The organism is Halomonas elongata DSM 2581 (assembly GCF_000196875.2).
Taxonomy (GTDB): domain Bacteria; phylum Pseudomonadota; class Gammaproteobacteria; order Pseudomonadales; family Halomonadaceae; genus Halomonas; species Halomonas elongata.
This window is the reverse complement of the sequence record NC_014532.2, coordinates 2,177,656-2,198,100: the sequence shown is the minus strand read 5'-3', so window position 1 is coordinate 2,198,100 and position 20,445 is coordinate 2,177,656. Positions and strand designations below refer to the sequence as shown.

At 63.8% G+C, this 20,445-nt stretch carries 22 protein-coding genes and 1 pseudogene; 12 read left to right on the top strand and 11 right to left on the bottom strand.

Features of this window, described 5'->3' with window-relative positions:
* The first annotated feature begins 9 nt into the window (after nt 1-9).
* The 7 genes from HELO_RS10395 to HELO_RS10365 are packed head-to-tail and all read left to right on the top strand — an operon-like array spanning nt 10 to nt 6,311.
* A complete protein-coding gene (locus HELO_RS10395; RefSeq protein ID WP_013332639.1) occupies nt 10-555 on the top strand; it encodes a TRAP transporter small permease in 546 nt (181 codons plus the stop codon).
* A complete protein-coding gene (locus HELO_RS10390; protein ID WP_013332638.1) occupies nt 552-1,829 on the top strand; it encodes a TRAP transporter large permease in 1,278 nt (425 codons plus the stop codon). The genes HELO_RS10395 and HELO_RS10390 overlap by 4 nt, the downstream gene beginning before the upstream one ends.
* Nucleotides 1,830-1,852: 23 nt before the next feature.
* Complete coding sequence (locus tag HELO_RS10385; protein WP_013332637.1) at nt 1,853-2,887, top strand: histone deacetylase family protein; 1,035 nt, start codon at nt 1,853-1,855, stop codon at nt 2,885-2,887.
* A gap of 31 nt (nt 2,888-2,918) precedes the next feature.
* Nucleotides 2,919-3,275: a RidA family protein gene (locus HELO_RS10380; RefSeq protein ID WP_013332636.1), complete on the top strand. Its 357-nt coding sequence runs from the start codon at nt 2,919-2,921 to the stop codon at nt 3,273-3,275.
* A gap of 1 nt (nt 3,276) precedes the next feature.
* Nucleotides 3,277-4,221, top strand: a complete 945-nt coding sequence (locus HELO_RS10375; RefSeq protein WP_013332635.1) for an ornithine cyclodeaminase family protein — start codon at nt 3,277-3,279, stop codon at nt 4,219-4,221.
* On the top strand, nt 4,197-5,324 hold the full coding sequence (locus HELO_RS10370; RefSeq protein ID WP_013332634.1) for a class II histone deacetylase: 1,128 nt from the start codon (nt 4,197-4,199) through the stop codon (nt 5,322-5,324). The genes HELO_RS10375 and HELO_RS10370 overlap by 25 nt, the downstream gene beginning before the upstream one ends.
* Nucleotides 5,325-5,336: 12 nt before the next feature.
* The gene (locus HELO_RS10365; RefSeq protein WP_013332633.1) at nt 5,337-6,311 is read left to right on the top strand and encodes a branched-chain amino acid transaminase; all 975 of its coding nucleotides are present in this window, start codon (nt 5,337-5,339) and stop codon (nt 6,309-6,311) included.
* 231 nt (nt 6,312-6,542) lie between these two features.
* Here HELO_RS10365 and HELO_RS10360 read toward each other — a convergent pair whose 3' ends face one another.
* The 4 genes from HELO_RS10360 to HELO_RS10345 form a co-directional block, all read right to left on the bottom strand.
* Nucleotides 6,543-7,277, bottom strand: a complete 735-nt coding sequence (locus tag HELO_RS10360) for an RNA methyltransferase (RefSeq protein ID WP_013332632.1) — start codon at nt 7,275-7,277, stop codon at nt 6,543-6,545.
* Nucleotides 7,278-7,451: 174 nt separating this feature from the next.
* On the bottom strand, nt 7,452-9,098 hold the full coding sequence (groL, locus tag HELO_RS10355; RefSeq protein WP_013332631.1) for a chaperonin GroEL: 1,647 nt from the start codon (nt 9,096-9,098) through the stop codon (nt 7,452-7,454).
* Nucleotides 9,099-9,158: 60 nt separating this feature from the next.
* Nucleotides 9,159-9,452 carry a co-chaperone GroES gene (locus HELO_RS10350; RefSeq protein ID WP_013332630.1) on the bottom strand — a complete coding sequence of 98 codons (294 nt, stop codon included), beginning with the start codon at nt 9,450-9,452 and terminating at the stop codon, nt 9,159-9,161.
* 201 nt (nt 9,453-9,653) lie between these two features.
* Nucleotides 9,654-10,187: an FxsA family protein gene (locus HELO_RS10345; protein WP_013332629.1), complete on the bottom strand. Its 534-nt coding sequence runs from the start codon at nt 10,185-10,187 to the stop codon at nt 9,654-9,656.
* 163 nt (nt 10,188-10,350) lie between these two features.
* Between HELO_RS10345 and HELO_RS10340 the strand changes: the two genes are divergently transcribed.
* On the top strand, nt 10,351-11,112 hold the full coding sequence (locus HELO_RS10340; RefSeq protein ID WP_013332628.1) for an SDR family oxidoreductase: 762 nt from the start codon (nt 10,351-10,353) through the stop codon (nt 11,110-11,112).
* Between the two features lie 73 nt (nt 11,113-11,185).
* Here HELO_RS10340 and HELO_RS10335 read toward each other — a convergent pair whose 3' ends face one another.
* Nucleotides 11,186-11,518 carry a ComEA family DNA-binding protein gene (locus HELO_RS10335; RefSeq protein ID WP_013332627.1) on the bottom strand — a complete coding sequence of 111 codons (333 nt, stop codon included), beginning with the start codon at nt 11,516-11,518 and terminating at the stop codon, nt 11,186-11,188.
* Nucleotides 11,519-11,742: 224 nt separating this feature from the next.
* Here HELO_RS10335 and pyrF point away from each other — a divergent pair, with 224 nt between their 5' ends.
* Nucleotides 11,743-12,444, top strand: coding sequence for an orotidine-5'-phosphate decarboxylase (pyrF, locus tag HELO_RS10330; protein ID WP_013332626.1), 702 nt, complete (start codon nt 11,743-11,745; stop codon nt 12,442-12,444).
* A gap of 6 nt (nt 12,445-12,450) precedes the next feature.
* Here pyrF and lapB read toward each other — a convergent pair whose 3' ends face one another.
* From lapB to HELO_RS10315, 3 genes and pseudogenes are all read right to left on the bottom strand, one after another.
* Nucleotides 12,451-13,632, bottom strand: a complete 1,182-nt coding sequence (lapB, locus tag HELO_RS10325) for a lipopolysaccharide assembly protein LapB (protein ID WP_013332625.1) — start codon at nt 13,630-13,632, stop codon at nt 12,451-12,453.
* 1 nt (nt 13,633) lies between these two features.
* Nucleotides 13,634-13,939 (bottom strand): lipopolysaccharide assembly protein LapA domain-containing protein, encoded by a 306-nt coding sequence (locus HELO_RS10320; protein WP_013332624.1) that lies wholly within the window; start codon nt 13,937-13,939, stop codon nt 13,634-13,636.
* 55 nt (nt 13,940-13,994) lie between these two features.
* A pseudogene (locus tag HELO_RS10315) lies at nt 13,995-14,300 on the bottom strand (integration host factor subunit beta); the annotation flags it as partial.
* Between the two features lie 244 nt (nt 14,301-14,544).
* Here HELO_RS10315 and HELO_RS10310 point away from each other — a divergent pair.
* Nucleotides 14,545-14,838 carry an FAD assembly factor SdhE gene (locus HELO_RS10310; RefSeq protein ID WP_041602078.1) on the top strand — a complete coding sequence of 98 codons (294 nt, stop codon included), beginning with the start codon at nt 14,545-14,547 and terminating at the stop codon, nt 14,836-14,838.
* Nucleotides 14,798-15,196: a protein YgfX gene (locus tag HELO_RS10305; RefSeq protein ID WP_013332621.1), complete on the top strand. Its 399-nt coding sequence runs from the start codon at nt 14,798-14,800 to the stop codon at nt 15,194-15,196. Before HELO_RS10310 ends, HELO_RS10305 begins: the two co-directional genes overlap by 41 nt.
* An 8-nt stretch (nt 15,197-15,204) precedes the next feature.
* Here the strand turns inward: HELO_RS10305 and nadB are convergent, their stop codons facing one another.
* The 3 genes from nadB to HELO_RS10290 all read right to left on the bottom strand — a co-directional run bounded on the left by nadB (nt 15,205) and on the right by HELO_RS10290 (nt 18,437).
* A complete protein-coding gene (gene nadB, locus HELO_RS10300) occupies nt 15,205-16,785 on the bottom strand; it encodes an L-aspartate oxidase (protein WP_013332620.1) in 1,581 nt (526 codons plus the stop codon).
* Nucleotides 16,766-17,923, bottom strand: a complete 1,158-nt coding sequence (locus HELO_RS10295; RefSeq protein WP_013332619.1) for an FUSC family protein — start codon at nt 17,921-17,923, stop codon at nt 16,766-16,768. The genes nadB and HELO_RS10295 overlap by 20 nt, the downstream gene beginning before the upstream one ends.
* A gap of 199 nt (nt 17,924-18,122) precedes the next feature.
* Nucleotides 18,123-18,437 carry a hypothetical protein gene (locus HELO_RS10290; RefSeq protein WP_013332618.1) on the bottom strand — a complete coding sequence of 105 codons (315 nt, stop codon included), beginning with the start codon at nt 18,435-18,437 and terminating at the stop codon, nt 18,123-18,125.
* Nucleotides 18,438-19,170: 733 nt separating this feature from the next.
* On the opposite strand from HELO_RS10290, the gene HELO_RS10285 reads away from it, so the two are divergent.
* Nucleotides 19,171-20,394 carry a Hint domain-containing protein gene (locus tag HELO_RS10285; protein WP_013332617.1) on the top strand — a complete coding sequence of 408 codons (1,224 nt, stop codon included), beginning with the start codon at nt 19,171-19,173 and terminating at the stop codon, nt 20,392-20,394.
* The last annotated feature ends 51 nt before the right edge of the window (nt 20,395-20,445 follow it).

The window sequence follows — 20,445 nt, the reverse complement described above, 5'->3', positions numbered from 1 at the left end:
ATATCGATCATGTCGCTACTGACCCAGGCTCGTCGTCTCAGCGATGCCGTCAACCAGGTCGCCATCGTGATCTGCGTGGTCTGCATCCTCGGCATGCTGGCCATTTCCTTCACGGGCTTTGTGTATACCCTGTTCACCGGCGGGGCCCTGAGCTGGACCTATTCGCTGGCCAGGCTGTTCTTGCCGTGGATCGGCATGCTGTCGTCGACCATTGCCCTGCACGCCGGTGAGCACGTGGCCATGACACTGCTGATGCGGGTGCTGCCCGAGGCGCTGGTCAAGGTCGCCGCCGCGCTCACCCTGGTGGTGATCGCCTTCTTCGCGCTGCTGGTGATCTGGTACGGCTGGGATTTCTTCCGCAATGCGACCCAGATCTACATGGTGTCGGATGCCATCCAGATTTCGCGCAAGTGGACGGCCATTGCCGTGCCGCTGGCCGGCGTCATCTTCCTGTTGCATCTGGTACATGGCTTCAGCCTGCTGGAGCATTTCACCGACGAGGCCGCGGTGATCGAGGAGGTGATCCACGGCCAGGACGAGGAATCCCGCTCATGACGCCCGCCATCATCGCCTTTGTCGTCGTTCTGCTGATTGGTGCGCCGGTCGCCGTGGTCATGGCGATCTCGGGTGTCGCCGGTGTCTACTCGCTGGGGGGAGAGCGCCTGGTCGGCATCATCGCTGATCGCATGTTCTCCGGTGTCTCCGGCTACATGCTGATCGCCGTGCCGTACTTCATCTTCACCGCCGAGCTGATGAACCAGGGCGGGCTGACCCATAAGTTGATCGCCTTCAACAATGCCCTGTTCGGACGCATTCGCGGGGCCCTGTCGCATGTCAACGTCACGGTCTCGCTGTTCTTCGCCGGCCTGACCGGAGCGGCCATCACCGACACCGTGGCGATCGGCAAGATCATGATCCCCGAGATGAAAAAGCAGGGGTACGACGCCGAATATGCCGCCGCCATCACGGCCTGTTCGTCGATCATCGGGCCGATCATCCCGCCCAGTGTGGTGATGGTGGTCTATGCAACCCTGCTGCGCGACATCTCGGTGATCGACCTGTTTGCCGGTGGCATTCTGCCCGGTGTGCTCATGACCCTGGCACTGCTGCTGACCAGTATCGTGCTGGCCTGGCTGCGGGGGTATCCCAAGCAGGCCGGCACGCCGATCCGGGTGGCCGTCCTGGCGTTCTTCTCGGCGCTGCCGGCCATGCTGGTGCCCTTGATCATCCTCGGTGGCATTCTCTCGGGCATGACGACCATCACCGAGGCCTCTGGGTTCGCGGCCGTCTATGCGATCTTCATCGGCGTGGTCTTCTACCGCAACCTGACGCTCACGAAGATCTGGCACGCCCTGGTGACCACGGTGAAGTTCTCCGGGGTGGTGTTCTTCCTGCTGGCGACCTCGGCGGTACTCGGTTGGTTCGTGACGCGCTCCGGCATCGCCCGGGAGGCGGCGACGCTCATCACCACGCTGAGCGACGTACCCTTCGTGCAGATCATGCTGGTGTGCCTGCTGTTGATCGTGCTCGGCACGGTGATGGACGTGCTGCCGGCATTGGTGGTGATCGGTCCGGTGGTGGTGCCGGCCATGGTGTCGCTGGGGTTCGATCCGCTGCATTTCGCCATCGTCATGATCGTTACGCTGAACATCGCCAACGTCACGCCACCGGTGGGCATGACATTGATGACGGCGGCACGCATCGCCGAGGTGCCCTATGAACGGGCGATCCTGGCCTCGCTGCCGTTCTACTGCGCCTTCATCGGCGTGGTGCTGCTGCTGGCCGCTTTCCCGTTCCTTTCCACCTGGATTCCCTCGCTGCTTGACTGAGGGGCGCTACAAGGACGCTGCGCATGAGGCTTTTCTATCATCCTGACCAGGAACGTCACGCGCCGGAGCACTTCCTGCTGCGAGGGCGTCCGGCGCCTTCCCCGGAAGGACCGGTGCGCGCCGAATTGCTGGCGCAGGGCCTGGCCGAGGTCGGGCTTTCGCTGACCGCCCCTGGTGGCGTCGACAGTGAACGGCTGAAGACGCGCCTGGCGCGGATTCATGCGCCGCGCTATCTCGACTTCCTGGCGACCATTCACGCCCGTTGGCAGGCATTGCCGGATGCCGCCGAGATCGTCGCACCCAATGTGCATCCCTGCGGCGGGGGCCACCATTATCCGCGTCATCCGGTTGGCCAGGCAGGCTGGCACCTGCATGACATGGCCTGTCCGATCACCGCCGACAGCTTCGCCGGCATCCTGGCCAGTGCGGCTACCGCCCAGGCCGCGGCCGAGTCGGTCAGCGGCAGCGAGCACCATGCCTATGCCCTGTGCCGGCCGCCGGGACATCATGCCGGCCCGGAGCGCGCCGGGGGGTTCTGCTTCCTCAATAACGCCGCCCTGGCCGCCACGGTGTTACGCGAGAGTTTCGCGCGGGTGGCCATCGTCGATGTGGACCTGCATCACGGCAACGGCACCCAGGACATTTTCTACGCGCGCCGCGATGTCTGGACCGGCTCGCTGCATGCCGACCCGGCGGACTTCTATCCGTTCTTCTGGGGCGGAGCCGACGAGACCGGCGAGGGAGAGGGCGAGGGGGCCAACGTCAACCTGCCGCTGCCCCTGGGCAGTGACGGCGCGGCCTTCCTCGATGGCCTGGAGACGCTGCTCGAGCGGCTCGCCGACTACGCGCCCCAGGCCGTGGTGGTGGCGCTCGGGCTCGATGCCCACAAGGCCGATCCGCTGGCGGGTCTGGCCCTGGAACGCGAGGATTTCACGGCGGTGGGCCGTCGGCTCGCCGAGCTCGATCTGCCCACGGTGCTGGTGCAGGAGGGGGGGTATCCCACCGATTATCTGAGTCACAATCTGGCCGCTTTCATGGCCGGCTTCACCGGTGCCTGAGTGGCGCCGCCTTCACTGTGAGAGACACGTCATGAGCCTGACCCATTACGACAGCAATGCCCGCATGAGCCAGATCGCCATTCACAACGGCACCGTCTACCTGGCCGGCCAGGTACCCGCGGATGCCGGCGCCGACATGCGCGGCCAGACCGAGCAGGTTCTGGCGCGCATCGACGAGCTTCTCGGCCGGGCCGGTACCTCGAAGGAGCATCTGGTATCGGCGCAGATCTGGGTGAACGACATGGCCGAGTTCGCCGACATGAACGCCGCCTGGGACGCCTGGGTGACCCCGGGGCGGCCGCCGGTGCGTGCGGCGGTGGAAGCTAAGCTTGCCAAGCCCGAATGGAAGGTCGAGATCATGGTCGTGGCGGCACTGCCGGAGGAGTGATATGCGCATCATCGACGCCGGGGAAGTCGCTTCCAGCCTGGCCTGGCCGGCACTGGTGGAGCGGTTGGCCGAGACGTTCCGACGTGGCGTGGAGTCGCCTCCGCGCCATCACCATGCCATGCAGCGTCGCGACGGCGAGGCCACGCTGTTGCTGATGCCGGCCTGGGAGCAGGACGGCTACATCGGGGTGAAGATGGTCAATGTCTTCCCCCAGAACGCTGCGCATGGCCTGCCGGCGATCGCCGGCGTCTACCTGCTCAGCGAGGGCGACCATGGGCAGCCGCTGGCCTGTATCGACGGCAGCGAGCTGACGCGCCGGCGCACCGCCGCCGCATCGGCACTGGCCGCCCGCGAACTGGCCCGTGAGGACGCCGAAACGCTGCTGGTGGTAGGCACCGGCAAGCTGGCGCCGATGGTCATCGAGGCGCATGCCTCGGTGCGGCCCATCCGCCGCGTTCGCGTCTGGGGGCGCCAGCCGGACAAGGCGCGCCGGCTGGCCGAGGCGTATGCCGACCGCTTCGACACCGAGGCGGTGAGCGATCTGCAGGCGGCATGCGGCGATGCCGACCTGATCAGTTGCGTGACGCTTTCCAGCGATCCGCTGGTGCATGGCGACTGGCTGACGCCAGGTACGCATCTCGACCTGATCGGCGCCTTCAAGCCCAGCATGCGCGAGACCGATGGCGAGTGCCTGAGACGCGGGGAAGTCTTCGTGGATACCTATGCCGGGGCGCGTGGCGAGGCCGGTGACATCCATCAGGCCGTCGACGAGGGTGCCTTTGCGTTCGAGGATATCCGTGCCGAGCTCGCCGAGCTGCTTGCAGGGCACAAGGCCGGGCGCAGCGGACCCGAGGCGATCACGGTATTCAAGTCGGTAGGGGCATCGCTGGAGGACCTGGCGGCGGCTATCGAGGTGTGGGAATGCCGGAGAGGGGAGGCCGAGTGAGTACGGGGTTCTTCTGGCACGAGCGCTGCTTCTGGCATGACCCGGGGGCCATCGGTGTCTTCGCTTCGCTCGGTGACTATCGCCAGCCCCAGCCGGCTTCCGAGAGCCCCGAGAGCAAGCGACGCTTGAAGAACCTGCTGGAAGTCTCGGGGCTGATCGATGAACTCGAGGTCCGCAAGGCGGGCCCGGTCGAGATCGAGGACTTACGGCGCTTCCACACCGGGGCCTATCTCGACCGGCTCGAGGCCGGGGACCGCGAGCGGGGCGGCGATGCCGGCGAGGGGGCGCCTTACCTGCCTGGCAGCCTGGCGGCGGCTCGACAGTCGGTGGGCCTGGCCGTTGCCGCCGTGGAGGCGGTGGCGCGTGGTCGACTGAGCAATGCCTATGCCCTGTGCCGCCCGCCGGGTCACCATGCCGAAGCCGACCGTGGCCGGGGCTTCTGCCTGCTGGGCAATATCCCGGTGGCGGTCATGCGGGCCCGGGCGCTGGGCCTGGTTCGTCGGGTGGTCATTCTCGACTGGGACGTGCATCACGGCAATGGCCAGCAGGCCGCTTTCTATGCCGATCCCGAGGTGCTGACCGTATCGGTGCACCAGGACGGTAATTATCCGTTGGAGACCGGCGCCTTCGAGGAGCAGGGGAAAGGCCCCGGGCTGGGGGCCAATCTCAACCTGCCGTTGCCGCCCGGCTGTGGCCTAGGTGCCTATGAGTACGCCATGCGCTCGCTGGTGCTGCCGGCCATCGAGGCCTTTGCGCCGGATCTTGTGGTGGTGGCCTGCGGCTATGATGCCTGCGCCAAGGACCCGCTGGGCAAGATGATGCTCAACAGCCGGGCCTTCGGCGAGATGACCCGAGAGCTCGTGGCGCTGACCGAACGCCTCTGCGACGGGCGACTGGTGATGGTCCACGAGGGCGGCTACTCGGAAGGCTATGTGCCGTTCTGTGGCCATGCCGTGATACAGGCGCTGTGCGGCAGCACGACCTCGGTACCCGACCCGCAGAATGACGAGATCGCCGCCTGGGGCTATCAGGCACTGCAGCCCCATCAGCGCGGCATGATCGATGACTGGTGCGCCCGCTGGTTTGCCGCCGGTGGGTCTTGAGGAGAGAGTGGCATGACCCCGCTGTACGATCGCGATGGCTGGTTGTGGCTGGATGGCGAGTGGCTTCCCTGGCGGGAGGCCACCACACACCTGCTGACCCACAGCCTGCACTATGGCATGGGATGCTTCGAAGGCGTGCGTGCCTATGCCGGGGCGTCCGGCACGCAGCTCTTTCGGGTCGCCGAGCATACGCGCCGGCTGCTCGACAGCGCCCATATCCTCGACATTCCGTTGGCGTTCGATGCCGAAGCCCTGATCGAGGCCCAGCGCCAATGCCTGATACGCAACGGGCTGCAGGATGCCTACCTGAAACCCACGGTGTTCCTGGGGGCCGAGGGGCTGGGGCTACGTGCCAAGGGGCTGACGACGCATGTGATGGTCGCGGCCTGGGATCTGGGCGCCTATATCTCTCCCGAGGCGGCCGCCATCGGACTGCGGGCGATCACTTCGTCCTGGGCGCGGCATCACGTCAATGTCAGCGCTTGCCGTGCCAAGACCAACGGCAATTACGTGAATTCGATCATGGCGTTGAACAGTGCCGTGAAGGCCGGCTTCGACGAGACCCTGATGCTCGATACCGAGGGATATGTGGCCGAGGCCTCGGCGGCCAACGTCTTCCTGCTGCGCGATGGCGTCCTGCATACCCCGCAGACCACATCCTGTCTGCAGGGCATCACCCGTGACAGCGTGATCCGCCTGGCGCGGGATGTCATGGGCGTCGAGGTGGTGGAGAGGCGTATCACCCGCGATGAAGTCTACACCGCCGACGAGGCTTTCGTGACGGGGACCGCGGCGGAGATTCTACCGTTGCGGGAGCTGGACGGTCGGCATATCGGGGCCCTGGTCGGGGCTCCGTCCCCGTCGCATCCGATCGACGAGAGTTCCTTCACCGCCCGTCTTCAGGCGCTGTATCGACGCGTGACTCGCGGTGAACTCGGCGATGGTCTGGAGGGATATGCGGAGTGGTTGACGCCCGTGAAGGCCTAAGAGCGTGAAGGCCAAAGAAAAACGCCACGGTGACGGCCACCGTGGCGAGTTATCCTCGTCCTCCCTGGGCATCGTCCTGATGCCGATTTCCTTGAGGGGCGTCCTGCCCCTTAGCGTCCCTGGCACGACAGTGGCAGTGTCCCTTGCCTCGTCCCGTCCTCGGGCAGGATCACTATCGCGTACGGAAATGACAGCGAGGTGTCGCTTGGATGACGATTCGTTGACCGTGGCTCACTCGTCCTGAATGCCTTCCTCCAGAGAGCTCAGCAAACCGCGCAGCAGCGAGATATCGCGCCTCGTGGGTTGGGCGCGGTCGAACAGGGCGCGCAACTGTTCCTCGGTGCGGGCATGGGGCTGGGTGATGAAGCCGCTGGCCTGCATGACTCGCGAGAGATGGTCATGAAAGTGGCCGAGCTGCTGGCGGGTGGGCAAGGGGACCGAGGCGTGACGAGGGTGCTGATAGTCGCTGTCGGGGAGGCGACGCCAGGCGCCGAAGGTCTCGTAGGCCAGAACCTGTACGGCCTGGGACAGGTTGAGCACGCCGTAGTCCGGGTTGGCGGGAATGCTGACCTGGTGGCTGCAGTCACGAATCTCATCGTTGGTCAGGCCGAACCGCTCGCGTCCGAAGACCAGTGCCACGGGCGCTTCCCGTGCATTGTCGACCAGGCTGGTGGCCATCTCCGCGGGTTCGTCGTAGTGGGGCAAAGGATAGCTGCGCAGCCGTGCGCTGGCGCCCACCACCTGCACGCAGTCGGCTACCGCTTCGCTCAGCGAGGTGACGACGCGAGCCTGGTCGACGACGTCCTCGGCCCCAGCGGCGAGCCTGGAGGCCTCGGGATCGGGGAAACAGCGGGGATTGACCAGTACCAGATCGGTGAGTCCCATGGTCTTCATGGCCCGCGCCGAGGCGCCGATGTTACCGGGGTGGTAGGTCTGGACGAGAACGATGCGGATGTTCGACAACATAGATCAAAGACGTAAGGGCTAAGAGGGAAGAGAAGCGAGCGTGTTACATATTGGCGGAGATTCTACATTGTCTGTCTTCTCTCTTCCTTCTTCCTACTTCTTTCTCGCATAAAGAAACCCCCGCCGGTCTCCCGGCGGGGGTCTGTCTCAGGCTGAGCCTGGAAGGAGGTCGGCTTACATCATGCCGCCCATGCCTCCCATACCGCCCATGCCACCCATGTCGCCGCCACCGGACTCCTGCTCGTCCGGATCGTCGGCGATCATGCACTCGGTGGTGATCATCAGGCCGGCGATGGAACCAGCGGACTGCACGGCGCTGCGAGTGACCTTGGCCGGGTCCAGCACACCCATTTCGAACAGGTCGCCGAACTCGCCGGTCTGGGCGTTGTAGCCGAAGTTGCCTTCACCGTCCTTGACGCGGTTCAGGATCACGGAAGCTTCCTGACCGGCGTTGGTGACGATCTGACGCAGCGGGGCTTCCATGGCGCGCACGGCGATGGCGATGCCGTGGGTCTGGTCCTCGTTCTCGCCCTTGAGGTCGGCGATCTTGGTCAGCACACGGATCAGGGCGGTACCACCGCCGGGCACCACGCCTTCCTCGACAGCGGCGCGGGTGGAGTGCAGGGCGTCTTCGACGCGGGCCTTCTTCTCCTTCATCTCCACTTCGGTGGCGGCACCGACGCGGATCACGGCCACACCGCCGGCCAGCTTGGCGACGCGCTCCTGGAGCTTCTCGCGATCGTAGTCGGAGGAAGTCTCTTCGATCTGGGCGCGGATCTGGCTGACGCGAGCCTCGATGTCACTGTCCTGGCCAGCACCATCGATGATGGTGGTGTTTTCCTTGGACATGGTCACGCGCTTGGCGGTACCCAGGTGGTCCAGAGTGGTCTGCTCGAGGTCCAGACCCACTTCCTCGGAAATCACGGTGCCACCGGTGAGGATGGCGATGTCCTGGAGCATGGCCTTGCGACGATCACCGAAGCCGGGCGCCTTGGCGGCGGCGACCTTGACGATGCCACGCATGTTGTTCACCACCAGGGTTGCCAGGGCTTCGCCCTCGATGTCCTCGGCGATGATGACCAGCGGCTTGCCGGCCTTGGCGACGGCTTCCAGAGTCGGCAGCAGTTCGCGGATGTTGGAGACCTTCTTGTCCACCAGCAGGATGAACGGGTCTTCCAGTTCCACGGCCATGGTGTCCTGGTTGGTCACGAAGTACGGCGAGAGGTAGCCGCGGTCGAACTGCATACCTTCCACGACATCCAGCTCGTCATCGAAGCCGCGACCTTCGTCGACGGTGATGACGCCTTCCTTGCCGACCTTCTCCATGGCGTCGGCGATGATCTGGCCGATGCGCTTGTCGCCGTTGGCGGAGATGGTGCCGACCTGGGCGATGGCGCTGGAGTCGGTGCACGGCACGGACAGCGCGCCGATTTCCTTGACGGCGGCGTCGACGGCCTGGTCGATGCCACGCTTCAGGTCCATCGGGTTCATGCCAGCGATGACGCCCTTCAGGCCTTCGGTGACGATGGACTGGGCCAGCACGGTGGCGGTGGTGGTGCCGTCGCCAGCAACATCAGAAGTCTTGGAAGCGACTTCCTTGACCATCTGGGCGCCCATGTTCTCGAACTTGTCCTTGAGTTCGATTTCCTTGGCCACGGAGACGCCGTCCTTGGTCACGGTCGGCGCGCCGAAGGACTTTTCCAGCACCACGTTGCGGCCTTTCGGGCCCAGGGTCGCCTTGACGGCATTGGCCAGGGTATCGACACCCTTGGCCATGCGAGTGCGTGCATCACTGGAGAACTTGACTTGTTTCGCTGCCATTTTCGTATGCTTCCTGTGAGTTCGTGAACGTCAGAATTCGAGCGTATACGGCGTCGCGGTTCAGCCTTCGACGACGGCCAGGATGTCGGATTCGCTCATGATCAGTACTTCTTCGCCGTCGACTTTCTGCTTCTCGACGCCGAAGCCTTCCTTGAAGATCACGGTGTCGCCGACCTTGACGTCGAGCGGACGGACATCGCCGCTTTCCAGAATCCGGCCGTTACCGACGGCGAGCACTTCGCCCCGTGTCGGCTTTTCCTGGGCACTGCCCGGGAGCACGATGCCGCCTGCGGTCTTTTGCTCTTCTTCAACGCGACGAATGACGACGCGATCGTGCAAGGGACGGATGTTCATTGCTCACGTTCTCCTGATGGTTGCTGTGCCGGGCGTCGCTGCCACGGCGGTTGAATCATCCACCCGCGGGGCGACCCGCAGGGTGAAGGCGACCTTCGCCTTCCGTGTGAATGACTCCGGAAAACCGGAGTCGAAACTCGATGCTGTCGGATAAGTGGGGTTGGCTGTTCACCTTTCAAGCCCCCGTCGATAAAAAATTTCTCAATACCGACGATGCTCGTCGCGACCGATGAAATCGCCTTCCAGCGGGCTGGCGTCATTGTCCTGACGACTGGTGTCGCGTGTCTCGCGTTGCCGGGAATCGGCCTGTTGCCAGTCGGCATCGGCGTTGGCGCTGGTACTGGCGTGTGACCGATAGCTGGCGCCCTGGACGTGAACGCCGCCCATGCGCAGGCCGAGCCAGCCGAGCAGCTTGCCCATCAGCCGCCGTGCGTCGGGAATCAGGCACATGAAGCCCAGTGCGTCGGACAGGAAGCCCGGCGCCATCAGCAGGGCGCCGCCGAAGATCAGGGCGGCACCGGTCAGCAACTCGCCGGATGGCACTTCGCCCCGGGCCATGCGCTCCTGTGCCCGGGCAAAGGTGGCCACTCCCTCGCGGCGGATCAGGTGAAGGCCGATGAAGCCGGTGCCCAGTACCAGGGCCAGAGTGGTCAGCAGCCCGATCTGGCTGCCGATCGAAAACAGCAGAATGAAGTCGAGCAGGGCGAAAACGGTGAAGATGACAAGAAAAGGCATGATGACTCCAATATGGCGATTGACCACGACATGGGGGCGTGAGCGGAAAAATCAAGCTGACCCAGCCTGATGCCAAGGGAGGGTGGCGCAGCCCGGTGGACAGCGTAGACTCGGCTTTCGATCTTCATTCATTCGCTATCAGGACAATATCCGGAGGACAGGCATGCAACTCGACAACAGGGTCATCGCCATTACCGGTGGTGCCCAGGGACTGGGCCTGGCAATGGCCGAACGGCTGGGACGCCGGGGTGCGATCCAGGCATTGCTCGACAGGGACGGCGAGCGTCTCGACGAGGCCCTGGGCAGCCTGGATCACGCCGGCATCAAGGCCCAGGGGTTCGTGACCGATGTGGCCGATGAGGATTCGGTTCGCGAGGCGTTTTCCGCCATCTCATCCTCGCTCGGCCATATCGACGGTCTGGTCAACAATGCCGGCATCGTGCGCGATGGCATGCTGGTCAAGGCCCGGGATGGCCAGGTCGAGAGCACCATGTCGCTGTCGCAATGGCAGAGCGTCATCGATGTGAACCTGACCGGCGTCTTCCTGTGCGGGCGTGAAGCGGCGGCGCGCATGATCGAGTCAGGACGTGAAGGCGTGATCGTCAATATTTCGAGTATTTCCCGGGCGGGCAACCGGGGGCAGAGCAATTATTCGGCGGCCAAGGCCGGGGTGGCGGCATTGACCGTTACCTGGGCCGGTGAGCTGGCGCGTCATGGCATCCGTGTCGGCGGCGTGGCGCCGGGCTTCATCGAGACCGAGATGACCGCTTCGATACGCCAGGACATGCTGGAGCGAATCACCTCGGGCGTGCCCCTGAAGCGTCTGGGGCAGCCGGAGGATATCGCCGAAAGCGTGGCCTTCATCTTCGAGAATGACTACTTTACCGGCCGGATCCTGGAGTGCGATGGAGGGCTGCGGCTGTAAATGTCGTGCCGACGCCACCATGTCGATGGCGTCGGCACAGGAGACGATCGTTCGGCTATCAACGATCATTCGGTCAATGGGTCACTTCATCTGCTAGGGCCTCGACGGTCGCCGAGCCGATTCCCTTGACTCGGGTCAGGTCGTCGGCGTTCTCGAAGGGGCCATTGGCGTCGCGCTCCTCGACGATGGCGGTGGCCTTGACGTCGCCGATGCCCGGTAGTTCAGCGAGCAGGGCGGCATCCGCGGTATTGATGTCGATAGGCGCGATCTGGGCCATGTTCTCGGATGCCGACGTGGAATCGGCGGTGGATGCGTCGGTGGTGTCCTCGGCCAGTACCGGCTGTGCAATGCCCAGAAGCAGTGCCAGGCCAAGGCCGGCGGTCAGTCCCTTGATGTCGGTAGGCATGCCGACCTCCTTGTGGAATTCGTGGATGGGAACCTTGAGTCGTTGGCATGGGCAGGCGATGTGCCCGTCTTCAAGCTAGTGCCGTCAGCCCGGCGCGGGCGTAGGCAGATGCGGGAAAGCTGACGCGGTGATCGAGGACACGAGGCGCGCGAGATCGACCAAGTGCGTCGAGGTAGATGACTGATATACTGCCCTGAATCACCCAACCGCCCAGGAGTTCGTTCGTGTCAACCGCTTCACCCCTGATCATCGCGCTCGACTACACCTCGCTGGATGCCGCCCTGTGCATGGCTGATCGGCTCGATCCGACGCGTTGCCGGCTCAAGGTGGGCAAGGAACTGTTCACCCGCAGTGGTCCCGATGTGCTGGAGGCGTTGCACGGGCGTGGCTTCGAGGTGTTTCTCGATCTCAAGTTTCACGACATTCCCAACACCGTGGCGGGTGCCGTGCAGGCCGCTGCCGAGCAGGGGGTGTGGATGGTCAATGTGCATGCTGCCGGTGGTCGTCGGATGATGGAGGCCGCACGTGAGCGGCTCGAGCAGCATGCGCTGTCGACACACCTGATCGCGGTGACGGTGCTGACCAGCATGGAAGAACGGGACCTGGCCGAGGTGGGTGTCACGGCCTCTACCGAACAGCAGGTGATGCGGTTGGCAACGCTGGCCAAGGACTGTGGCCTGGATGGCGTGGTCTGCTCTTCCATGGAGGCCGAGCGGTTGCGCGAGACATGTGGCGACGCCTTCCTCAAGGTGACGCCTGGCATCCGGCCGGCCACGGCCGCGGCCGACGATCAGCGCCGCATCATGACGCCGGCATCCGCCATGGCGGCGGGAAGTACGCATCTGGTGGTGGGGCGGCCGGTCACCCAGGCCAGCGATCCCATGGCCGCCCTGTCGGACATCGAGCGCGAACTGGCACAGGGATGACGGGGACTACTCGCCTTCGATGCCGGTGATCGGCTTGGTGGTTCCCCAGCTCCGGCACCTCGGGCACTGCCAGTGAAGCTGCTCGCCGCTGAAGCCGCAGCGACGGCAGCGGTGGCGAGGCAGGGCCTTGAGCAGGGTGTCGGTATGGTGCTGCAAGAGCTCGATGCGTTCGTCGTCGGTGTCGGTGTCCTGGCGATAGAGCCGCATCAGGTAATCGACGGCGCCCAGGCTGGGCTCGCGATTGAGCTGTTGCCCCACCAGCTCGAGGGCGGCGTGTGCGTCACCGTGATGGCGACGCAGGCTTTCGGCCAGCAGAATGATCACGCTGGTGTAGGGGGCCTGGTCCAGCAGTGACTCGAGCTGTCGGATGAGACCGGTTTCGTCGTCCAGCAGCCGGTAGGCGCGGCTCAGGGGCTCCAGCATGGTCGGCACGAAGGCCTTGTCCTGGTCCGGTATCCGGCTCAGGAAACGAATGGCCGGCCGGTACTGGCCGGTATCCAGGGCCATCTCGGCGAGCAGCAGGTTGGCGCGCACGCAACGTCCGTCGGTGGACAAGGCCTGCTTGAGATGGCGCCGGGCCAGCACGGGGCTTGCCGAATGACGTTCCTGATCGGCCAGTTCGCATAACCAGTGCGCGGCGGCGCGGCGAATGTCTTCATGCTGGCGGACCAGCGACGGCAGGGCGACGTCCAGGGCGGCCTGCCATTCCCCTTCGCGTTCCAGCAGATCGACCAGCAGGCGCTTGGCCGACTGGCATAGCTCGTCGTCATGAGCTTCCTTGATGAGCCCCTGCAACAGGCGCTCGGCGCGATCCAGCAGTCCCAGGTGAAGGAAGTCGCGGGAAAGCTCCAACTGGACGCGATCGCCCTGATTGCCGGACAGGGTCGGGCGAGCGAGAAGGTTCTGGTGAACCTTCACGGCGCGGTCGGCCTCGCCACGGCTGCGGAACAGGTTGCCCAGGGCGATGTGGGTTTCGATGGTGTCGCTGTTGACCTCGAGGGCACCGATGAAGGTCTCGATGGCTCGATCCTGCTGATCGTTGAGCAGGTAGTTGAGCCCGACGAAGTAATCGCGGGCCAGGGTGGGCGACGATCCCGTCGCGCTGGTGCCTCGGCGTTCACGGCGGCCCAGCCACCATCCGATGGCGACCGCTGCCAACAACAGGGCTAGCAGCAGAACGTCGGGCATGTCAGGGGAGTTCCTTCATCTCCTGGATACGCAGCCGGTCGAGTTCCTTGCGCTGCTGCTGGTTGTGACGCTGTGCGCGGGTCAGCAGGGCTCGCAGACGCAGGTAGACGCCGCTCATGGCCAGCATGCCGAGCAGCACGCCGATGGCCAGTGAGGCCAGCAGCCAGACGGACAACGAGGCCGCGGGCAGTTCGACCCAGATCAGGTTGAGGGGCAGGGCCTGCTGGTTATTGACGGCAAACAGGATGCCGACCAGCAACACCACCAGCAGGATGATGGCCATGATCAGGCCTTTTAGCCAACGCATGTGCTAGTTCCCGTGTCGTATGGTTGAGAGTGGTCAGCCGGGCAATGGCCGGTGTTCAGTAGCCAAGGGCGCGACTGGCATCGACCTGCTCGCGCAGCTCCTTGCCGGGTTTGAAGTGTGGCACGAACTTGCCACTCAGCGCGACCGGGTCACCGGTTTTGGGGTTACGACCGGTGCGCGGTTCGCGGTAATGCAACGAGAAGCTGCCGAAACCACGGATTTCCACCCGGCCACCATTGGCCAGGGTGCCGGTGATGTCGTCGAGTATCATGCGAACGGCGGTTTCCACATCCTTGACCGACAGCTCCGGCTGTCGCATGGCAATCTGTTCGATCAATTCGGACTTGGTCATCGGCTCTCTCCGTGATGCCCGGCGGGGTCGACCTGGGCCGAGTCAATTGTTTGCCTCAGCATACTGTGCAATTCTCGATAAAACAACGCACTACAACCTTAGCCACAAGCAGGGAAGACGAACAGGCGATAATCGCCACGAACCACGGGCGATATTCCGGTTGCGCTTTCCTCGTTGCGCTTCGCTCTACTGCTCGCGCTGGCGTGCCTCGGGTATACTGTCGAGACACTCATTCGATGCAACGAGGCCGACCTTGAACGATGATGCGTCCGCCGCAAGCGCCCAGCGCAAGCGACTGTATTGGCATTCCCGGCGCGGTATGTGGGAGCTCGATCTGCTGTTGGTTCCCTTTCTCGAACAACGCTATGACGACCTCGACGAGCGGGATCAGGCGGCGTATCGCGCCTTGATCGGCGAGGAGGATCAGGACCTGTTCTTCTGGCTGATGCGTCGCGACTGGCCCGAGGAGCCCGAGCGCCGGCGTATCGTCAAGATGATCGTCGAGCATGCCGAGAGCACCGGTAACGATTCCTATCGCGGCCTCTAGGCTGTCGCTGGGTCTCCACACCGGCCTGGGTGTCGGTGTGGTCGGGGTGCTGGGCTGGTGGGCACCGGCCTGGCTGGCCGCAGTCGGTGCGCTGGTCGTCATCGGCGTGCTGGTGCGTGTCGCGCAGTGTGCGCCGCGCGGGGAGCTGCGGTTCACGCCACGCGATGATGCTCCACCGCACTGGAGCTGGCGTGACGGCCGGCATGACGAGTGGCGTGACATCGATCTGCGTTGCGATTATCTCGGCCCGTGGCTGATCGGGCTGCGTGTTGGCCGGCGGCGCCTCTGGCTATGGCCGGACAGCGCCGATCCGGCCAGGTTGCGGGAGTTGCGTCGTGCCCTGTTGTCGTCCGGCTGAGCGTGGCCTCAGGGCGTCTGTAACGCATTCAGATGAATGCGCGAGGGCGTCGGTGTGGCATCGGCATGCAGCGGGCAGTCGGGGTTGTGATGCAGGCCGCGGGATTCGCGGCGTGCCCGTGCGCAGGCGACGGTCAACCTTGCCAAGCGCAATGCATGCCAGAGGCTGGCGGCATCGGCGTCGGGTGCTGCTTCGGCCAGGTGAGGGGCGAGGCGTTCGCTGAGTCCGGCCAGCGTGCCGGCGGCTTCGTCGAGGCCGGCGTCGTGGCGAACGATGGCGACCTTGGCACTCATCACGCCGCGCATGGCCTCACGCAGCTCGGCGATCAGCTCGCGAGAGACCGGCCGTGTTCCTGGCGTGCGTTCGACCAGGAGCGCTCCACTTTCGGCCGTTTCCTCGGCCAGGCGACGCGCGCAGCCACGGGCGAAGGCCAGGCATTCCAGCAAGGAATTGCTGGCCATGCGGTTGGCGCCGTGCAGGCCGGTACAGGCGACCTCGCCGATGGCATACAGGCGGGGCACCGTGGTGGCGCCCGTGAGGTCGGTACTGACCCCGCCGCAGCTATAGTGCGCGGCGGGCACCACCGGGATCGGCGAGCGGGCGATATCGAGGCCGCGCGAGGCGCAATGGGCATGGATGGTGGGGAAGTGGTGGCGAATCGCTTCTTCGCCCAGGTGGCGGATATCCAGCCAGACGTGGTCCATGCCGCTGCGTTGCATTTCGCCGTCGATGGCTCGGGCGACGATATCCCGTGGCGCGAGTTCGGCCCTGGGGTCGATGTCCGGCATGAAGCGTTGGCCATCACCCCCGAGCAGATAGCCGCCTTCGCCACGGACCGCTTCGCTGATCAGGAAGGGCGCGCCCTCGGGATCATAGAGACAGGTGGGGTGGAACTGCTGGAATTCCAGGTTCATCAGCTCCGCGCCGAGCTCGGCGGCCATCATCATGCCCTCGCCGCTGGCGGGGTGGGGGCTGGTGGTATGGCGATACAGGCCGCTGGCGCCGCCGGTGGCGAGCACGGTATCCCTGGCCATCAGGGCGTGAAGGTTGCCGGCCTCGTCGAGACAGCGGGCTCCCCGGCAATGGCCGGCGGTATCGGCGATCAGTTCGATGGCGCTCAGGTCGTGGCGCAGCCTGATGTCGGGATGTGCACCGACATGGCTTTCCAGGGTCTCGATCACCGCCCGGCCGGTGGCATCGTCGGCGTGAATGATGCGGCGGGCGCCATGACCACCTTCCTGGGTCAGGTGATAAGGATAGCCGGCGTTCGGATCGGGATCGGGGGTGAAGGGCACGCCGAGCGAAAGCAGCCATTCGATGGCGGCCGGGCCCTGATCCACGGTGAAGCGCACGGCGGCTTCATCACAGAGGCCGTCTCCCGCCACCAGGGTGTCGGCGACATGAGCCTCGACATCGTCGCTGGGTGCGAGGACGGCGGCGATGCCGCCCTGGGCCCAGCGACTGGCCCCGCGGGCATCCGGGCTGGGCTGCAAGAGGGTCACGGGGCGGTGATCGGCGATCTCCAGCGCCAGTGCCAGGCCGGCGGCGCCGCCGCCGATGATCAGCACGTCATGATGGCTCTCGGTCATCCGACTCTCCTTGATGGGGCGTGCGGTCCTGGTCCCGGTACGGGGCCTGCAGGCCATGGCGCTGGGCACGCTTGCGTAGACGGCGGCTGGGGAGGCGTTCCAGGTCGCCGAGGCGTTCGATCAATGCACTGTTCAGGCGAGCCAATTCGCGATTGAGCCACAGGTAGCCACTGGGACTGAATAGCTTGCGGCCATCTTCTCCATAGGCGCTGCCGGCGAGCTCCGCGTGGCGTTGCAGGTCGAAAGGGGCGATGTCGACATCGACCGGATGCCCGGTGCGAACCTGGAAGGCCAGGGTGCCGAGGTTTCGCGCCAGCGTATGCTGCTGGTCCCGCAGGCCCTGCATGGCGTCGATGCGCTCATGGCCGGCCCGGGTGTTCCAGTGGGTTTCCAGCAGCAGCTCAATGGTGGAGAGCATTCGGCGCTGCAGGGAGATGAGGTCATCGAGCTCGCCACGCCGCAGGCGACGTTCGCGATGAATGGCGTCGACCAGGCCGCGCTGCTGGATCAACAGGCCACTGCAGCGCTTGAGCAACTCGCGGGTATCCAGGTCCGGCGCCGAGGTGGCCGAAGTATGAGCATGAAATAGCCGGGCCATGTGGTCCAGATGGTCGGCCAGCATGAAGCGCAGCATGTCGGTGGCCTTGTGCGGCATGACCAGCATGGTGACGACAATGCCGACCAGGGTGCCCAGCAGGACATCGAAACTGCGCCACAGGGCCACGCTGAGATCATGGGTGCCGTCGCCGACCACCAGCAGCAGAGTGATGGCGAACATCAAGCCGCCATAGCCGTAGCGCTTGCTGAAGGTGAACCAGGTGACGAAGGCGATCCCGAGCAGGCTGCCGAGTGGCATCAGGATGGCAATGTGCTCGGGCAGCAGAATGAGCGATAGCCCCCAGAGGGCACCGAGGATGGTGCCGAGCAGGCGCTGTCGCCCCTTGTCGAGTACGCCGCCGATGTGCGGCAGGTTGCCCATTACCATCACGGTGCTGACCAGGGCCCAGCCACTGTGCGGAATGGTGAAGAGCTGGATGATGCCGAACGTGATGCAGAGTGCCAGGGCGACACGCATGACGTGGAGTGTACGGCGGTGGCGATGCGTGAAATAGGGGTCGCGCAGTCGCGCCAAGATCATGGTGAGGCCAGCCTGTTACGTTGCTCGACGGAACACAGGATCTCGATCATCAAGACCCGTCGATGCCCTGGCCCAGGATGGAGCGGGGCTGGACTTCTCATGCAATTCTCTTGAAAATCATGGAGTTATAGAGTCGCAGTGGCGAATTGCGCCTCATTGTACCATGGAAGCCATCCCGGAATCCGCTCACCGACGCCGTTCATGACCCCTGGCGTTGGATGCAGCTTCGGTAAAAGGAGAGCGCGAAATCCTGTCGGGCTCGATCCTGCATGATTTGAGTGTGGTATCGAGGTTGATCGAAGGCCGCCTCGATCAGGTGGTGAGTCGCGGGTGCCTGGCCGAGCTGTTCCCGTACGTGCTCCTTGGAGGTGCCCAACTGGCGGCGCTCCATCACTTGTGCGGCAAGGTTGGAAACCCTTTCGCACTGTTGTCCGGTGCGGTCCATGCCCTGTCCATTGACATGCACACTCACCCCCAGCACCAGGCAGAGTGTGCCAGCAATCCATGGCTTCATGTCGTTTCCCTGCGTTTACTGAATTCAGGCCACATCTCATGGGCGGCTTGATGCAGAGTAGTCCGCAAGGGCATCAGGGGAAAGTACGAGACGTGTGGGACTCGAGAACGCACTGCCGAGAATCGGTACGGCGTTAGGGGCACTATGAGGGAGAGTGGCGTCCTCGCGATGGTCCGGCACTTTTGAGGTTCGTCGCCGGAAGGCGGACTTTACCCCTTGGATTCTGACTTTCTTACTCGGGAAGAGTTGACCTTTTGGGCAACGTATCGAGTTGGGCGAGTTTGCGATCGGGCTGACGCACCAGAACCGCGCACAAATTCGTCAGGAGCGAACTTGAACCGTTTCTAGACGGGCCCGCAGGGTGCCGCCACGGATGGTAGCTGATAGCACGGCGATTTGCCCGCGCAGGTATTTAAATCATTTTCCTTTGCAATCCCATTCCAAGTGTCAAGTTCCTGACTGGAAAAGAGGGGGCTTCGAGTTGGATGCGTAGCAGGAGTGTGCCGATCAGGAGAGTTGGTTTGATGATAAGGAAAATGAAATTTTGTTAAATAGTTCGGAAAATTGTTGTGATTTAAAGGGTTGGAGTCTTCTTTAAAGTTTTGTTGAAGATGAATTATTGTTAAGTCAGTTGAAGATCTATAAGAGAGTGGGCCATTCTCCGCAATCCTGAGTTATTGATTTCTCAGGTCGTGTTTTATTAATTATATTTCACAATTGTGGGGGGTTGAATATGGCCGGAATGAAGATTGATCTCGGAGGGAGCCAGCACGTTACGATTGGAGAGGGAGATGCGGCGGAAGGCAGCACTCTCGAGATTTCCGCTCTTGGCTCATCGACACTGACCGTCGATGGTATCGAAACCAGAGTCGACGGTATTGCCTCCGTTCAGGCTGGGTCTTCTGCTACTTTCAATGCCATCAATGGCGCTAACCTGACGATTGATCAAGGTATTGGGAAACTAGGCGTTCTCAATAGCATGAACTTTGGCGTTGGAGACAATAGTAGCATTACGTTTGATGCGGGCGCTTTGAGCGTAGGCAATATTCTCAGCTCGTATAACGTCGAGTTCTCCGGCGACGGTACTGGCAGCTTTACCTTCGAAAAGCCCACTATCGCCCTTCTCGATTCCTATCAGTTCAACGTCAAGGGAATGACAGCGGGCGATGAGCTCAACCTCGGTGGCGGCAACTGGAGCCCGGATCAAGGCTGGTTCGGCTGGGATGACGCTTACAGAGATGGCAAGTTGCATCTGACATATGGCAATGACATCACGGGTAGAACTGGTGCCTCTATCGAGATGACGCAGGAAGAGTACGATGAGTTCCTGAAGGATCCTGATGCCTATCTCTCCGGCGGCAAGTTTACATATCCAGTCTGCTTCGCGGCAGGCACGATGATTAGCACGCCTGACGGCGAAGCTGCCGTTGAGACGCTGTCGATCGGCGATCTGGTGATGACCGCCAGTGGCGAGCAGGTGCCGGTGAAGTGGATCGGCCGCCAAACCATCCGTCGACTGGCCGCGGCCGGCAACTATTCCCCCGTGCGGATCCGTGAAAGTGCCCTGGCCGCCGGCGTCCCCAATCAGGACCTCGTGCTTACCGCCAGCCACGGTGTCATTCTCGATGACCTGGTGATCAACGCCGGTGCGCTGGTCAACCACGACACCATCGATTACGTGCCGGGCTCTGAACTGCCCGACGCGGTGACCTACTACCACATCGAGACGGACTCTCACGAGGTGATTCTCGCCAACGGCACCGAGGCCGAGACTTACGTCGACTATGTCGACCGTCAGGCCTTCGACAACTATGCCGAGTACGTGGCGCTCTACGGTATCGAGACGCGCGTCGTCGAGATGCCCCGCCACCGTATCTCCTCGCGTCGTCTGCTGCCCCTGGCCCTGCGTGAGCGCCTGGGTATCGAGGACGTGATGTCGGTTGCCAAGACCGCCTGAGCCCGTTGTTGAACGTATAGCTCCCCCCGAACACCGGCCAGACATGGATGT

Excerpts from the sequence above, each read along its gene's own strand:
- HELO_RS10305 (WP_013332621.1), top strand. The coding sequence starts at position 14,798 with ATGCCGAGAGCACCGGTAACGATTCCTATCGCGGCCTCTAGGCTGTCG.
- HELO_RS10320 (WP_013332624.1), bottom strand. The coding sequence starts at position 13,939 with ATGCGTTGGCTAAAAGGCCTGATCATGGCCATCATCCTGCTGGTGGTG.
- HELO_RS10285 (WP_013332617.1), top strand. The coding sequence starts at position 19,171 with ATGGCCGGAATGAAGATTGATCTCGGAGGGAGCCAGCACGTTACGATT.
- HELO_RS10340 (WP_013332628.1), top strand. The coding sequence starts at position 10,351 with ATGCAACTCGACAACAGGGTCATCGCCATTACCGGTGGTGCCCAGGGA.
- HELO_RS10350 (WP_013332630.1), bottom strand. The coding sequence starts at position 9,452 with ATGAACATCCGTCCCTTGCACGATCGCGTCGTCATTCGTCGCGTTGAA.
- HELO_RS10390 (WP_013332638.1), top strand. The coding sequence starts at position 552 with ATGACGCCCGCCATCATCGCCTTTGTCGTCGTTCTGCTGATTGGTGCG.
- HELO_RS10295 (WP_013332619.1), bottom strand. The coding sequence starts at position 17,923 with ATGATCTTGGCGCGACTGCGCGACCCCTATTTCACGCATCGCCACCGC.
- lapB (WP_013332625.1), bottom strand. The coding sequence starts at position 13,632 with ATGCCCGACGTTCTGCTGCTAGCCCTGTTGTTGGCAGCGGTCGCCATC.
- HELO_RS10345 (WP_013332629.1), bottom strand. The coding sequence starts at position 10,187 with ATGCCTTTTCTTGTCATCTTCACCGTTTTCGCCCTGCTCGACTTCATT.
- HELO_RS10380 (WP_013332636.1), top strand. The coding sequence starts at position 2,919 with ATGAGCCTGACCCATTACGACAGCAATGCCCGCATGAGCCAGATCGCC.
- HELO_RS10335 (WP_013332627.1), bottom strand. The coding sequence starts at position 11,518 with ATGCCTACCGACATCAAGGGACTGACCGCCGGCCTTGGCCTGGCACTG.
- HELO_RS10360 (WP_013332632.1), bottom strand. The coding sequence starts at position 7,277 with ATGTTGTCGAACATCCGCATCGTTCTCGTCCAGACCTACCACCCCGGT.
- HELO_RS10370 (WP_013332634.1), top strand. The coding sequence starts at position 4,197 with ATGCCGGAGAGGGGAGGCCGAGTGAGTACGGGGTTCTTCTGGCACGAG.
- HELO_RS10395 (WP_013332639.1), top strand. The coding sequence starts at position 10 with ATGTCGCTACTGACCCAGGCTCGTCGTCTCAGCGATGCCGTCAACCAG.
- HELO_RS10365 (WP_013332633.1), top strand. The coding sequence starts at position 5,337 with ATGACCCCGCTGTACGATCGCGATGGCTGGTTGTGGCTGGATGGCGAG.
- nadB (WP_013332620.1), bottom strand. The coding sequence starts at position 16,785 with ATGACCGAGAGCCATCATGACGTGCTGATCATCGGCGGCGGCGCCGCC.
- HELO_RS10385 (WP_013332637.1), top strand. The coding sequence starts at position 1,853 with ATGAGGCTTTTCTATCATCCTGACCAGGAACGTCACGCGCCGGAGCAC.
- HELO_RS10375 (WP_013332635.1), top strand. The coding sequence starts at position 3,277 with ATGCGCATCATCGACGCCGGGGAAGTCGCTTCCAGCCTGGCCTGGCCG.
- HELO_RS10290 (WP_013332618.1), bottom strand. The coding sequence starts at position 18,437 with ATGAAGCCATGGATTGCTGGCACACTCTGCCTGGTGCTGGGGGTGAGT.
- groL (WP_013332631.1), bottom strand. The coding sequence starts at position 9,098 with ATGGCAGCGAAACAAGTCAAGTTCTCCAGTGATGCACGCACTCGCATG.